The organism is Pseudomonas sp. HB05 (genome assembly GCF_016756915.1).
Lineage (GTDB): Bacteria > Pseudomonadota > Gammaproteobacteria > Pseudomonadales > Pseudomonadaceae > Aquipseudomonas > Aquipseudomonas alvandae.
In genome coordinates, this window is sequence record NZ_JAESPG010000034.1 from 42,774 (window position 1) to 57,638 (window position 14,865).

The window sequence follows — 14,865 nt, forward strand, 5'->3', positions numbered from 1 at the left end:
TTCACCGCTTGGGTTCGGAGTCGTCCTGGGGTTGCGGGTGCAAGTCTTCCCAGAGCTTTGCGGCATCCGGAAACTCGGTGCCATCTTCAGGGCTCAACGCTTCGGGATCGTACCGGCTCAGGCAGCCCTCGCCCACGGTGGGCGGAGCTTTGGCGGTGGCTTTGTCCAAGAGATCGGTCATGACTTAACTTGCTCCTCAAGGCTAATCGTGGCGAGGGAGCTTGCTCCCTCGCCACGGGGTTTGGCGTTGAATCAGAACACGACGGTCTTGTTGCCGTGCACCAACACGCGGTCTTCAAGGTGATAACGCAAGCCGCGTGCCAGCACCATCTTCTCCACATCGCGACCGAATCGCACCATGTCTTCGATGCTGTCGCTGTGGCTGACGCGTACCACGTCCTGCTCGATGATCGGGCCGGCGTCCAGCTCCTCGGTCACGTAGTGGCATGTCGCGCCGATCAGCTTCACGCCGCGCATCGAAGCCTGGTGATACGGCTTCGCACCCACGAACGATGGCAGGAAACTGTGGTGGATGTTGATGACTTTGTGCGCGTATTCGCTGCACAGGGACGGCGGCAGGATTTGCATGTAGCGGGCCAGCACCACCACTTCTGCATCATGCTGCTTGACCAGGCGCGAGACTTCGGCGAACGCCGGTTGCTTGTCCTGCGGATTGACCGGCACGTGGTAGTACGGGATGCCATGCCACTCCACCATGCTGCGCAAGTCGTCATGGTTGGAAATCACGCAGGCGATGTCGCAATCGAGCTCATCGCTGTGCCAGCGGTGCAGCAAGTCAGCCAGGCAGTGAGACTCACGACTGGCCATCAGCACCACGCGTTTCTTCTGTTCGGTATCGGTGATGCGCCAGTCCATCGAGAACTCTTCGGCAATGGGGGCGAACGCCTCGCGAAAGGCTTCGATGCCGAAGGGCAGCGAGTCGGCGCGGATCTCGTGGCGCATGAAGAACCAGCCACTCTGATTGTCCGAATGATGGCTTGCTTCAGTGATCCAACCGTTATGGGACGCCAGAAAGTTACTGACTTTAGCAACGATACCGACGCGGTCCGGGCAAGCGATCACCAGCCGAAAAGTGCGCATTAGGGAAACTCCAGAACTTTCGCAAAGGCGGCCATTCTAGCCACTGTGCGGCAAAACTGCAGTACTGATGACACCAGCGCCCTCTCCGCGGTCAGCCGAGGCTGGGAATGGCCTGGCCTGCGGTGGCATCGCTATATGTGTGAACAGATGTGAGCGCACATCACGTTACTTATTGCACCGACCATTTTGTGACACTGCACTATTTAACTAAATAAACACGGGTTAAATGTTTACTTGATGAAACTGTCTGATTACTATTGCTCCACTGTGTCCTTGTCACCCGCGTCCTACATAAGGTAGTCCCCATGTCCCTGATCAACGAATACCGCGCTACAGAAGAAGCCATCAAAGAACTGCAAGCTCGCCTGAAAAACCTGTCCGAAGACGACAAACTGCAAAAAGAACTGGAATTCGAAGGCAAACTGCGCACTCTGATGGGCGAATACTCCAAGTCCCTGCGCGATATCATTGCCCTCCTGGACCCAGAAGCCAAATCGGCCAAAGCCCCTCGTGGCGCTGCAAAAACTACTGGCACCAAACGCGCTCGCAAAGTTAAGCAGTACAAAAACCCGCACAACGGCGAAGTCATCGAAACCAAAGGTGGCAACCACAAGACTCTGAAAGAGTGGAAAGCCAAGTGGGGCGGTGACGTGGTAGAAGGCTGGGCAACCCTGCTGGGCTAAGCCTCGCCAGCCGGCGCCGCGCTTTACGCGGAGCTGCAAAGCAAAAAACGCCAGCCATTTGCTGGCGTTTTTTTATGCCTTCGTTTAACCCCCTAGGGCGTGAATCGCAGCGTGGCAATTCAAAGACTGAAACGCTTACGTAATTGTTGGCTGTAGCCTTGCCACTGGATCAGCACCTCTTGCTGCAATGATGTAGAAAGCCCCATCCACTCTGCCATTGCCTCATCGAAACTGTTCAACGTATTGGGTGCGCCCCACTCCGGGGAAGACAGGCGTTGCTGGCAAAATAGTTTCCAGCGCGCCTGTTCTTCTGGATCCAAGGTGTCCGGGAAGTTGCGCGCACGATATCGAAACAATAATTCCGACAGTCGTTCATCGTCAAAAGGCCAATGCCCCTGCGCCAATTGAGCCGGATCCGCCATGCGAACTTGCTCACATAAACGACGATCTCGATCCCCCAGAAATCCCGAATATAACTGCTGCTCGGGATCTTCGCTGGCGGTGAAATCTTCCGGCCCATAAATAGCCTGGAGTTTGCCCTGCCAGACGTGTTGTGCGTCAGTTAGCCGCAGCGCCCGCTCCTGAACGCCCGCCATGTCCAGCTGCAGCCGTAGTTGGTCCTCGGCGCGCAAGACAGCCAGCGGTGCAACCACCGGGCACTTGTTGATGTGAATAAGTTTGAGGGGCACCGGCAGCTCACCGTCGAGCAGCTCTTCGCGGCGGGTGTACAACCGTTGACGCAGGATCTGCGCATCATGATCCAGCAAACCCTGGGGATCCAAGTGCAAGTCGCAGACGATCAGGGCGTTGCGGTTCTTCGGATGCCAGGCCAGCGGCAGCACCACGCCGATGTAGTTTCGCGCCGCCGAGAAACGCCCGGAGATGTGCACCATCGGCTGCAACAGGCGTATCTGGTCCAGCACCTTCTGTTTGCTGCGCAACTGGAACAACCAGTCATAGAGCCGGGGTTGTTTCTCGCGGATCAACCGGGCCAGGGCAATCGTCGCGCGTACATCCGACAACGCATCATGGGCCTGGCCATGGTCGATGCCGTTGGCCGCGGTCAGGCGTTCGAGCTTGAGGGTGACGCGGCCATCCTCTTGTGGCCAGACAATGCCCTCGGGGCGCAAGGCATAGGCGGCGCGCACCAGGTCGATCAAGTCCCAGCGGCTGTTGCCGCCTTGCCATTCCCGGGCATAGGGGTCGAAAAAATTCCGATACAGGCTGTAGCGGGTCATTTCATCATCGAAGCGCAAGGTGTTGTAGCCCGCGCCACAGGTCCCGGGCGCTGCCAACTGCGCGTGGACTCGGGTCATGAAATCGGCTTCGCTCAAGCCTTTTTCCGCCAGTTGCGCCGGCGTGATACCGGTGATCGCACAGGCGGCCGGATGCGGCAGGATGTCATCGCTCGGCCGGCAGTAGAGGTTCACCGGCGCGTCGATTTCGTTGAGCTCGAAATCGGTACGGATCCCCGCCACTTGCAAGGGGCGGTCGCACCGCGGATTGATGCCGGTGGTCTCGTAGTCGTACCAGAAGATGGAAGTCACGGTAGGTTCCTGAGCTGAAGACTGGCGAAGTCTAGGCGTTCGAACCCGACAGCCGCCACCGTTTCCGCCAGCGATCCTGTTGCAGCGCATGAAATGACACAAACAGTTGTATCGTGCGCCCGCACGAAGACTGCTAGCATCTGGGCCGAGATCGAACGTTCGAACGGCCCATCACAGGTTGCCCATGCTCGAGACACCAGCACTGCAAAGGAACGCGCCGCTGCCGCCACCACTGGACACGCGCTACCAGGTCGAAACGCCCGAAGGCATCGACCTGCCACTGCGCCCGGCGGGGCTGATGCCCCGTGCGCTGGCCTTCGCCATCGACCTGGGCATACGCGGGCTGGTGCTGGGGTTGCTGTTTTTCGTCCTGGCGTTTTTCGGCGAACTGGGCATCGGCCTGGGATCGATCCTGCTGTTCGTCATCAGCTGGTGGTACATGGTGCTGTTCGAACTGTTCAACCAGGGCCGCTCGCCGGGCAAGCAAATGATGGGATTGCGCGTGGTGCAGGACGACGGCAGGCCGATCGGCTGGTCCGCCTCGTTGATCCGCAACCTGCTGCGTTTCGTCGACATGCTGCCCTTTGGCTACGCCTTTGGCGCGATCAGTTGCCTGCAACATCCAACCTTCAAACGCCTCGGCGACCTGGCGGCCGGCACGTTGGTGGTCTATCGCGAGCAACCGGTCAAGCGCCCCGAATTGCCATCGGCCCGGGCGTTGCGTTCGCCTTTTGCCCTGGGCCTGGCCGAACAGCGCGCCGTGCTGGGTTTTGCCGAACGCCAGGGCGAACTTTCCGAAGCACGGGTCACTGAACTGGCAACGATCCTGGCCGTCCCGCTGAAGGTGCACCCCACCGGCGCCGTGGCTGAACTGAATGGCATCGCCCGCGGCCTGCTGGGGCCGACATGAAGCAAAGCCTTTTCGAAAGTCGCCACCATGGGGAATGGGAACACCTGTCCCGCCTGCTCGACCAGTTGGAGCGCAACAGCAACGTTGCCCAGAGCAGCGATTTCCCCCACGTCTATCGACGGCTTTGCCATCATCTGGCGCTGGCCCAGGCGCGAGGCTACAGCAGCTTGCTGGTGGACACCTTGCAACAACTGGCGCTGCGCAGCCACCAACAGCTCTACCGCGACCGCAGTCGGCCAACGGCGAGCTTGTCGGCGTTCATCCTTGCAGGCTTCCCGCGCCTGGTCCGCGAACAATGGCGATTCGTACTCGCGGCCGGCCTGATGTTCCTGGGCAGCCTGGCCGCCATCGGACTGTTGGTCTACCTGTTTCCGGAGCTGGTCTACAGCCTGCTGGGCGTCGAGGAGATCAGCCAGATCCGTAGCATGTACGACCCGGCGGCCGGGCATCTGGGGCGTTCGATCGAGCGGGCCGCCAGCGAAGACTGGGTCATGTTCGGCTATTACATCATGCACAACATCGGCATCGCTTTTCAGACCTTCGCCAGCGGCTTGCTGTTTGGCCTGGGCAGCGCGTTCTTCCTGTTCTTCAACGGCCTGACCATTGGCGCGGTGGCCGGGCACCTGACCCAGATCGGCTCGGGCGGGACGTTCTGGTCATTCGTGATCGGCCACGGCGCCTTCGAACTCACCGCCATTACCCTGGCCGGCGCCGCAGGCCTGCAACTGGGCTGGTCACTCATCGCGCCGGGACGCCTCACCCGGGGCGAAGCCTTGCGACTCGCCGCCGGCAAAAGCGTGCTGATGATCGGCGGCGTGATCCTCTTCCTGCTCATCGCCGCGTTCATCGAAGCCTATTGGTCCTCCAGCGCAGTGACCACCGCCACCAAGTACACCGTCGGTACGCTGTTGTGGCTGTTGGTGCTGGGCTACCTGCTGTTTGCCGGGCGAGGCCAGCATGCGCCTGAGTGACGTCACCGTAACCATCCGACCGCGCACCACGTGGGAAGCCATGGACCTCGGTGTCCTGATGGCACAGCAGCATCGACGGCTGATGATGACCAGTTGGGCCATCGTCACACTGCCGGTGTATGCGTTGCTGAGCCTGCTGCTGTGGGATTCACCGTCCCTGGTAGTGTTTCTGTTCTGGTGGCTGAAACCAGCGTTTGACCGCCTGCCCCTGTACATCGTGTCCAAGGCGTTGTTTGGCGAGACCCCCACCTTGAAACAGGCCTTGCGCCAATGGCCGGCGCTGCTCAAGCCGCAGCTGCTGGCGAGCCTGACCTGGCGCCGGCTGAGCCTGAGCCGAAGCTTCCTGATGCCCGTCGTGCAACTCGAAGGGCTCGCCGGGGAAGCACGGGAACAACGCTTGCGCGTATTGCTGCAACGCAACGGCGGCGCGGCGCAGTGGTTGACCATCATTGGCGTGCATCTGGAAACGGCCTTGTGGTTTGGCCTGATGGCCCTGTTCTATCTATTCGTGCCGCAACAAGTCGAACTGGAATGGGATTGGCAAACCCTGGTCGCCGTCGCCGAGCACGACTGGCTGTGGCTCGAACACCTGCTCAATTTCCTCTATCCGCTGTTGTTGATTATCTGGGAGCCGATCTACGTCGCCTGCGGCTTCAGCCTCTACTTGAATCGACGCACGATTCTCGAAGCCTGGGACATCGAACTGGTGTTCCGCCGCCTGCGCCAGCGCCTGAGTGCGGTCGCCCCCCTGCTGCTGGCGGCGGTGATGCTGCTGCCGCTGGTGCCACCCGCCTGGGCCGCCGAAGATGGCACTGCACCGGACAGCCCTCGCCTGCTCAACCAACCCGTCACCAGCCAAGCCTCTCGCGAAAGCATCAAGGCCATCCTCGACGCCCCGCCCTTCAAGAACCCGGAAACCGTGACGCGCTATCGCTTTGGCGAAGAAGCCCCGGAGCCGGCCGAGACCGACGAAGCCCCGGGTTGGCTCAAATCGATGTTCAACTGGGGTGCCAAACGCTTCGAAACCATCGCTGCGCTGATCCAGGTATTGCTCTGGGCCGCCCTGGTGGGTGCGGTCGCCTGGCTGGCCTGGCGTTATCGGGAAAGGCTCAACGCCCTGGTGAACCGCCGGCCGGCGAAGGGCCAGGTGATGGAGCGGCCGACGCCAGCACGGATGTTCGGCCTGGATATCCGCGAAGAAAGCCTGCCGGACGATGTCGCGTCCAGCGCCGAACAATTGTGGTCCAGCGCTCCCCGCGAGGCGTTGGGCCTGCTCTATCGGGCCCTGCTCAGCCGCTTGCACCATGGGTTCGGCATCCCATTGAAACCGTCCGACACCGAAGGCCAGGTGCTGCACCGTGTAGAGCAACTCCAGCAGGAACAGCTGTTGGCCTTCAGCAAAAACCTGACCCTGCACTGGCAGAACATTGCCTACGGACACCGTCCACCACCGGCCCATCTGCAACAGGAACTGTGCGACGGCTGGCGCGGCTTGTTCGGTCCGGGAGCTTCCCAATGAACCGGCGCGCGGGATGGCTGGTCGGCGCCGTGGTTGCTGCACTGGGTGGCGTGTTGGCGATCTTCCTGTACATGAAAGCCGTGCCGTATCAAGAGGTCATCGAGCACGGCCCGGCCCCTGAAGCACAGGCCAATCCTTACCTGGCCGCCGAACATTATTTGCGCCAGCAAGGTATCAAGGTCGAGCACGCCAACAGCCTGGACGTCCTGCCGACGCTGGAGCCGCGCCAACGTACCCTGTTGCTGTTGGGTGAGCGAAGCAACATGACGCCACGGAGCGTCGACCAAGTGATGAACTGGACCCGCGCCGGCGGCCGACTGCTGTTTGTCGCCGAAGCCTTGTGGGACGACAGCACAAACAGCAGCGGTGACCTGCTGCTGGACCGCGTGCGGCTGCGCCAACTGCTGAGCAAGGACCTCAAGGCACCGGAGCCGGAGCTGATCAAGGATCCTTACCCCGAGTTGACCAAACTGTACCTCGAAGATGAAGACGCGCCGGCCTACCTCGGCTTCGACACGGATTTCCACCTCGAAGACCCGCTGAACCTCGCCCAGGCGTGGGCCAACAGCGAGGCAGCGACCCACCTGATGCAACTGAACTACGGCCAGGGCACGATCACCGTGCTCACCGATGCCGAGCTGTGGAAAAACGATCACATCGACCAGTATGACAATGCCTGGCTGCTCTGGTACCTGAGCGCCGACACGGACGTGACGCTGCTGTTCAACACCGACCATGACAACCTGCTGACCCTGCTGCTGCGCTACTTCCCCCAGGCATTGGTGGCCCTGCTGGCCTTGATCGCCCTTTGGCTCTGGCGCTCGGCGGTACGCCATGGTCCGCTGCAACAACCCGCGCCCAAGGCCCGGCGCCAACTGCAGGAGCACCTGCAAGCCAGCGCCGCTTTTCAACTGCGCCACAACGGCCAGCAACACCTGCTACACAGCCTGCAGCAAGACGTACTGCGCCGGGCCCGTCAGCTTCATCCCGGTTTCGAACAACTGGTCGTCGCCGAACAATGGCAAGTGCTTGCCCGCCTGACCCGGCAGCCTACACGCGCCATCAGCCAGGCCCTCAGCCCTCGACCGAAACAACGCCTGTCCAGCGCCGAGTTCTGCCGCCAGGTCGCCCTTTTGCAAACCCTCAGGAATGCCTTATGACTGAACAGAACGAACCCTCAGACAGCCAGGCCCACGCCGCCCAGCAACGCCAGCGCGCCAGTCAACTGGCCCAGGCGATTCGCACCGAACTGCACAAGGCCGTGGTCGGCCAGGTCGCGGTGATCGACGATGTGCTCACGGCGCTGATCGCCGGCGGTCATGTCCTGCTCGAAGGCGTGCCGGGGCTGGGCAAGACGCTGCTGGTGCGCGCCCTGGCCCGCTGTTTTGGCGGGGAGTTTGCGCGCATCCAGTTCACGCCCGACCTGATGCCCAGCGACGTCACCGGCCACGCGGTGTACGACTTGCAGACCGAGCAGTTCAAGCTGCGCAAGGGCCCGGTGTTCACCAACCTGTTGCTGGCCGATGAGATCAACCGCGCGCCGGCCAAGACCCAGGCGGCGCTGCTCGAAGCCATGCAGGAGCGCCAGGTCACCCTCGAGGGTCGCGCGTTGCCGATCTCCCAGCCGTTCATGGTGCTCGCCACCCAGAACCCGATCGAACAGGAAGGCACCTACCCGCTGCCGGAGGCCGAGCTCGACCGTTTCATGCTCAAGGTGCGCATGGACTACCCCGACGCCGATCAAGAACTGAATATGGTGCGCCAGGTCAGCCGCTCGACCCGCGCCGACATGCTCGATGTGCAACCGTTGCGCACCGTGTTGCAGGCCAAGGACGTGCAAGCGCTGCAACGCATCGCCAGCGACCTGCCGATGGACGACCAGGTGCTCGATTATGCCGTGCGCCTGGCCCGCGCCACCCGCACCTGGCCAGGCCTGACGATCGGCGCCGGGCCCCGCGCCTCGATCGCGCTGGTCCGTTGCGCCCGCGCCCGGGCGTTGTTGCGCGGCGGCGAGTTCGTGGTGCCGGACGACATCAAGGGCTGCGCCTTGGCGGTGCTGCGCCATCGCGTACGGCTGGCGCCGGAGCTGGATATCGAAGGGCTTTCGGTGGATCAGGTGCTGGGGCAGTTGCTCGATCAAGTGTCGGCGCCACGGTTGTGAGCAAAAAATCCCTGATGCTGGTGCTCATCGTGGCGAGGGGATTTAGCGAAACGTCGCACCGCCCCGCTGGGCTGCGCAGCAGCCCCCTGGTTTTGCCTGACACACCGCAAGGGGCCGCTGCGCGGCCAGCGGGGATAAATCCCCTCGCCACACTGGGTTGTCACCCTACCATTGAGTTGCAGCCATGAAGCCTTCTCGCCTGCTGTTGATCTGGCTCGCGATCCTGCTGGCCGTCGGCATCACCCTGGGAGCCCTGCGAGCGCTGGGCATCGCCGTGCCCTCGACGCTGCTGTCGATCCACTGGGGCTTGCTGCTGGCGCTGCTGGCCCTGTCGATACTCGACGCCGTGCGCGTCCGCCGCCTGCCCTCGCCCCGCGTCCAACGACAACTGCCCGGCAGCCTGGCACTCGGTCGCTGGAGCGAAGTACGCCTGGAAATAAGCCACGACCTGGCCCAGCCATTGAAGATCCAGCTCTTCGACCATGTACCCGATGGCCTGGACTTCGAACACCTCCCTCTTGCGGCGGAACTACAACCCGGCCAGCTCACCCAACTCGGCTACCGCGTCCGCCCCCTGAAGCGCGGCCACTTCAGCTTCGAACACTGCGAAATCAACCTCCCGAGCCCAATGGGGCTGTGGACCGCCAAGCGCCTGCTTCCCGCCGCCGACGACACCCGCGTCTACCCGGACTTCGCCCGGCTCTACGATGGTCAGCTGCTGGCCGTGGACAACTGGCTCAGCCAGCTCGGCATTCGTCAGCGGCAACGGCGCGGCCAAGGCCAGGAATTTCATCAACTGCGCGAATTCCGCGAAGGCGACAGCCTGCGCCAGATCGACTGGAAAGCCACCGCCCGCCATCGCATGCCCATCGCCCGCGAGTACGAAGACGAACGCGACCAGCAGATCATCTTCATGCTCGACTGCGGTCGACGCATGCGCAGCCAGGATGAGGAGCTGGCGCATTTCGACCACGCCCTCAACGCCTGCCTGCTGCTCAGCTACACCGCGCTGCGCCAGGGCGATGCCGTGGGCCTGAGCACCTTCGCCAGCGAACAGCCGCGCTACCTCGCGCCGGTCAAAGGCACCGGCCAACTCAACGTATTGCTCAACACCGTCTACGACCTCGACAGCAGCCAACACCCCGCCGACTACCCCGCCGCCGTCACGCAACTGCTGGCCCGGCAAAAACGCCGCGCCCTGGTGGTGCTGGTGACCAACCTGCGGGATGAGGACGATGAAGAACTGCTGGTCGCCGTCAAACGCCTGGGCCAGCGGCATCGGGTGCTGGTGGCGAGCCTGCGCGAAGAAGCCCTCGACCGCTTGCGCCAGACGCCAGTGCAAGCCCTGCCCGAAGCATTGGCCTATTGCGGGACGGTGGAATACTTGAATGCACGGGCCGCGTTGCATGAGCGACTGAGCGCCCATGGGATAACGCTGCTGCAAGCTCGACCCGGGGAGTTGGGGGCCGAGCTGGTGACGTTGTATCTGGGGTGGAAGAAGGCGGGGGATTTGTAGGGGTGAGGCCTAGGGTTTCACCTCTGTAGAAATCTCCCGCACGGGCAGATCTGGGCAGCGTAACTCCACCATGAATGTTCCGTAATTCGATTCCTTGGTCGATATGGACCAAATCAAGGGGGTCGTCATCGTCACCGGTTGTGGTTGGAACAATGGCGGAGCGAATTCCACATTAGGATTTCCTAACGACGCCCCCAAAGCAACAGTGGTCGTGCCGATCAGGCTGCTGCCCTCCTTGACTCTCAACTCCCAGGTATAATCGGTTCCATCCACCAGGTGCAGGTCCCTATAAGCCAGCTCAAACTCCTCGCCATTCAAGTAGAACGTGAATTCCTCCAGCCAGCTATTTTCATCCCGGATAATCCCAGGCAAAGGTGGCGACTTTGGCATTTCGCTGATCAAAGGCATGTCGAACTGCAACGCAAAAGCATGGTCTGGCGTGTAGTCGGGGTCGGTCGTCAGCGTCCAACTCAAGGAAGTAGTCCCTTCCTCCATCGCAACAAGCTGGCCCAGCGGCGGGTCGACGACCACCCCCTGCGCCTCTTCGCCCGGCTTATATTCAAGAAGAAGCTGGGCATCTGGGTCACCGATCAACCAGCTGTCTCTGTAATCCAGCTTCAACGTGTAAACCTTTCCTGCGAAGACCCTCAACCTAACGTCGGACCACCCTGCGGGACTACCTGTGAAGTTAGGTTTGAAGTCCTGTTGCCAAGTCAACTCATTAGGCAGCAGTTCAAACTCCAGAAGTTTGACCTCCCATCCAGCATACCCACCCCGCACGGTAGCCCCCAAAAGCCCTCGTCTCACCCCAGGCAACCTGAACTCCACACGTGCCAGCCCTTCACCATCCGTACTCGTCGGAGCAAGCGTGAGGGTGGGGTAATCCCACATCACCTCGACGCCCTGCAAAGGCTCGCCAGTCAACGCCGACACAACGGTAACGACCGCTGAAACCTGCTCCCCCAGATGACCACTTGGCTTGGGGCTGGTGAGTGACGCGATTTCCCGCGGCTCGTTCAAGGCGTACGACAACTCCACTGTTTTTGAATATTCCTTTTCGCCCACCGTCGCTGTCAGTCGAGCCTCGCCCGGCGTGGCAGGAACAAAGCGCACGCTCGCCACCCCGTAATAGTTGGTCACCGAGGTCACTTCGCCAAGATCAGGGCTGCGCCAAGTCACGGTCCACCCTTGCATTGGCTTACCAGTGATTGCCGAAAGCAATTTGACCTCGGTGTAAAGCTCACTTCCCCAATCCAGGATCCGGTGGGTACTGCTGCTCAAGACAAGGTTCAGCACCTGTGCGCCCTCTCCAACGGACATCGCATTGGCCGGGGAGAGGTTCGCCAGTCTCGTTGCCGATAAACGCAAGGCAAAACTGCCGTCTTTGATGTCGTTCACCTTAAAGGTGTAACTCAAACCCTCCCGAGTCAGTTTTTTCGGCACGCCAAGCGCGGGCGGCGAAAAGCCCAGGCCCAACGCAACGGGCCCGGTACCGGTCAGCCCCAGTGTCACCTCATGATCGAGCAAGGGGCTTGTTTCCGGGGCTTGCAACTTCAAGTGGTGGGTGCCATTGCGACGGGGAAAATACGTCTTTTCGCCCCAACGCTGCGGCGGCTGCTCGTCAAATTGAACGGTCAGTCCCGACCAGGGATCATCAGCCAGTGGGGTGACCTGCAGGGCACGCTTATCCTCGAAGCCGTCATAAGGGCTGAGGACCGATGCCGTCACTTCAAGCGCATCACTGTTGGACGGTGCCAGCGCAAATCCACACCAGCCCGTGGCATCGGTGATTTCCTCTTCCGCACCTCCCCCTGCCGTCCAATTCACAGGCACCTGATCGACAGCGAGGTCGGTGAAATGAGAAAAAACCTGCACCCATAGCCACGCAGAATCCTGGCCAACCACAGGATCGATTGGTGTATCACGCCAGTCTTCAATCCGGACTTTGTTGTGCGCCAGTTTCATCGGTTTGGCGGTCGAGACGAAGTCCAACTGTGGCATCGTCCACGCCAAGGCAAACTGTCCCGATTGCTCGCTGGCGGTAAAGTCGAGCATCCAGATCACACCGCCGTCAGTGACGGGTTGCGCAACGGCCAAGGCGGGTTCAACGGTTGCATCCAAGTCTGCGGCAGGCGCTCCGGACCAAACCAGCCTCGACTCCAGCCCCACCAACGGACTCAATGCGTTGGGCAAGACACTGAAACGGTGCCGTGCGCCCAAGCAGGGAAACAGCGACTGCTCATCCAGCTCCGCGACGACCTGATCAAGCCTCAGATTGACTTCTTCCGCCAGGTCCTCCGACACCAATCGTCCAGACAATTCCCTGGCGATGGAGAGACTTTCAAGACGTAGCTCCAGCTCGAACAGGCTGCTGATACTGCTTGAAGCGGACGCCAAGCTCCACTCCGCACCACCTCCCAGCAGCGGCTTGGCAATGCCAAGATCACTCGGCACCAACCCGATATCCGGCGCGGCCCCGCGCCAATGCAAGCTGATATTTTTACCAATCCAACTGCTGCCGTCATTCGGCACGACTTTCAGCGGATGGGTTTGACCACGCCGGCAAAGCAAACCTAGGGTATTGCGTTGGACTTCCACCCCATTCAGGAAGATCTTGACTTCGTTCTTCCAGGGGCTGGTCGCAATGGCCTTCACGTTGAATACGTGTTCCACCGCGATGGCATCGGCATGGGCCTTGACGCTGACAGTAATGGTTTTGTCCCCGTCACTGCTCGGCTGATAAAGCACGCTCGCCCACCCATCATTCCCCGTGGGACCGGCAAAGATCAGTCCTTCCTCAGACCGCCATTCCACCAACGCATTGACGACCGGGTCCCCATCACCGGCGGTGACGACGTGCACCACCTGCACCCTTAGCAACACGCTTTCGTTTTCGTCCACGATCGGAAACTTGTTGGCCCCTCGCACGTCGCCGATCCTGACCAGGTTGCGAGCCAGTGACATGGCTTTTTTCGGCGAAGGGCGCAACAGCTTCGAGCAGACCAGGTCCAGGTCGAACCGGCCGTCCAGATCGTCCGCACTTGTCAGGGTCCAGGTGAGCCCGGTGCCGGTCACCGGGACCCCGAAGTCAAGCGCCGGGGCAACCGTCACCCCCAGTTGTTCCGGAGAATCACCGCTCCAATGCAATGACAGTTCCGTCTCCAGCAGCGGACTGTCCGATGGCAGCCCCAGCTCCACGGCGTAATCCGAACCTCGATTGGGATATCCGGTTTTCTCCTCCCACCGTGCCTGCGCCCCCTCGACGACCGCCATCACGTCTTTCCAGGGGTCTGTTTCAAGAACCCGGACCTCCAGGATTTGCGACACGACACCTGCCGCGTAATAGAGGCTTTCGACTGACGCCTCTATCTGGAACTGACCGGCCAGGGACGGCTCATAGTCGAGATAAGCCCAACCCTGGACGTCGGTAGTGGCCACCTTTTTTACCCGCCCATCCGTGACCGTCCACGTAACCGTACGCCCGCTCATAGGCTGGTTGGTGTAATACGAGGCGACCTGAACCCCCACGCGCACACTCTGTTCGTACTCCAGCACCGGGTAATAGGCCGCTTCATGCACCTGGAGAAAGTTGAGCCGATGATGCCCGAGCGAAACCTGCATGGGATAGGGTTCTGCGGTGTACTGGTTAACCAACTTCATCGAGAACACATAATCCTCATCGCCGATCCACGGGCATTCGAGTAACCAAGGTGATTCCACTGGTTGATCCACGCCCCAATCCGGCGTCGTGACAATCGCCTCCGTCGGATTATCGACAATGGTCAACGCCGCCTTTGTGCCCAGCCAGACACTGTCGGGCTCAGCCACGAACTCGAGTCGATGCGCCAAGGCACCCTCTGTCCCAAGGCATACATATAAAGGGTCCGTTGGCCCGATGGATTGTTCGTCGAGCAGGAGCCCTTCCATCGCGGCAGGCTCCAAGTGCAACTGAAGCCTGATGCGCGTGATACGAAGCTTGGAAAACTCGTCTCCAGGGTCGTTTTGAGGGCTGAGTACGGTGACCTTCAGCGTGTCCCTATCAGTAAAGAGTAGCTCCAGCGGGATTTCACACTCCGTCGGGTTGAACTCCAATGGCCCCTCTTTCTTCAGCCTTGCCTGTTCTTCCGGCGTACCGCGCAATTTGGTTGGCAACAACTCAATCGGCTGTTTTCCTGCTTGTCCTTCGACTTCCAGCAACACCTCGCCCGCTCGGGTATGCCACAACTCATACAGGAAAGAGATCACATAGCGGGCTTTATCACTCGGCGTCTTCGGAGCACTTATTGTCTGGTTGACAGAAGCGCCATGGCTGGCCGCCAGAAGACGAATGTAAACGCCGTTGTACATGTCGGATTCGGTACCGAGCGCGCTCCCACGTCTGTTCCATCCCTTCAAGCCGTCCTCGAACTCACCATTTATCACCAAGCTCTCATCTGCCTTGATCACGCTACCCATGG

Annotated in this window: 11 protein-coding genes; 7 read left to right on the top strand and 4 right to left on the bottom strand. The window is 60.9% G+C overall.

All coding sequences use genetic code 11. The annotated features are described in order from the left end of the window. Position 1: 1 nt before the first annotated feature. Positions 2-181 carry a hypothetical protein gene (locus tag JMN22_RS23355; protein WP_198797902.1) on the bottom strand — a complete coding sequence of 60 codons (180 nt, stop codon included), beginning with the start codon at positions 179-181 and terminating at the stop codon, positions 2-4. 71 nt (positions 182-252) lie between these two features. Further along, complete coding sequence (gene purU / locus JMN22_RS23360; protein ID WP_030140825.1) at positions 253-1,101, bottom strand: formyltetrahydrofolate deformylase; 849 nt, start codon at positions 1,099-1,101, stop codon at positions 253-255. A gap of 305 nt (positions 1,102-1,406) precedes the next feature. On the opposite strand from purU, the gene mvaT reads away from it, so the two are divergent. Next, positions 1,407-1,784, top strand: a complete 378-nt coding sequence (gene mvaT, locus JMN22_RS23365; protein WP_030140826.1) for a histone-like nucleoid-structuring protein MvaT — start codon at positions 1,407-1,409, stop codon at positions 1,782-1,784. Positions 1,785-1,903: 119 nt separating this feature from the next. Here mvaT and sbcB read toward each other — a convergent pair whose 3' ends face one another. Beyond that, on the bottom strand, positions 1,904-3,331 hold the full coding sequence (sbcB, locus tag JMN22_RS23370) for an exodeoxyribonuclease I (protein ID WP_198797903.1): 1,428 nt from the start codon (positions 3,329-3,331) through the stop codon (positions 1,904-1,906). 184 nt (positions 3,332-3,515) lie between these two features. On the opposite strand from sbcB, the gene JMN22_RS23375 reads away from it, so the two are divergent. The 6 genes from JMN22_RS23375 to JMN22_RS23400 all read left to right on the top strand — a co-directional run bounded on the left by JMN22_RS23375 (position 3,516) and on the right by JMN22_RS23400 (position 10,408). After that, on the top strand, positions 3,516-4,241 hold the full coding sequence (locus JMN22_RS23375; RefSeq protein WP_030140828.1) for an RDD family protein: 726 nt from the start codon (positions 3,516-3,518) through the stop codon (positions 4,239-4,241). Next, on the top strand, positions 4,238-5,212 hold the full coding sequence (locus tag JMN22_RS23380) for a stage II sporulation protein M (protein WP_198797904.1): 975 nt from the start codon (positions 4,238-4,240) through the stop codon (positions 5,210-5,212). The genes JMN22_RS23375 and JMN22_RS23380 overlap by 4 nt, the downstream gene beginning before the upstream one ends. Next, complete coding sequence (locus tag JMN22_RS23385; RefSeq protein ID WP_198797905.1) at positions 5,199-6,731, top strand: DUF4129 domain-containing protein; 1,533 nt, start codon at positions 5,199-5,201, stop codon at positions 6,729-6,731. Before JMN22_RS23380 ends, JMN22_RS23385 begins: the two co-directional genes overlap by 14 nt. Continuing rightward, complete coding sequence (locus JMN22_RS23390) at positions 6,728-7,891, top strand: DUF4350 domain-containing protein (RefSeq protein WP_198797906.1); 1,164 nt, start codon at positions 6,728-6,730, stop codon at positions 7,889-7,891. Before JMN22_RS23385 ends, JMN22_RS23390 begins: the two co-directional genes overlap by 4 nt. Then, positions 7,888-8,892 carry an AAA family ATPase gene (locus JMN22_RS23395; RefSeq protein ID WP_198797907.1) on the top strand — a complete coding sequence of 335 codons (1,005 nt, stop codon included), beginning with the start codon at positions 7,888-7,890 and terminating at the stop codon, positions 8,890-8,892. The genes JMN22_RS23390 and JMN22_RS23395 overlap by 4 nt, the downstream gene beginning before the upstream one ends. A 184-nt stretch (positions 8,893-9,076) precedes the next feature. Continuing rightward, complete coding sequence (locus tag JMN22_RS23400) at positions 9,077-10,408, top strand: DUF58 domain-containing protein (RefSeq protein ID WP_198797908.1); 1,332 nt, start codon at positions 9,077-9,079, stop codon at positions 10,406-10,408. A gap of 9 nt (positions 10,409-10,417) precedes the next feature. On the opposite strand, the gene JMN22_RS23405 is transcribed toward JMN22_RS23400, so the two are convergent. After that, complete coding sequence (locus JMN22_RS23405) at positions 10,418-14,863, bottom strand: Ig-like domain-containing protein (RefSeq protein ID WP_198797909.1); 4,446 nt, start codon at positions 14,861-14,863, stop codon at positions 10,418-10,420. Positions 14,864-14,865: the final 2 nt, after the last annotated feature.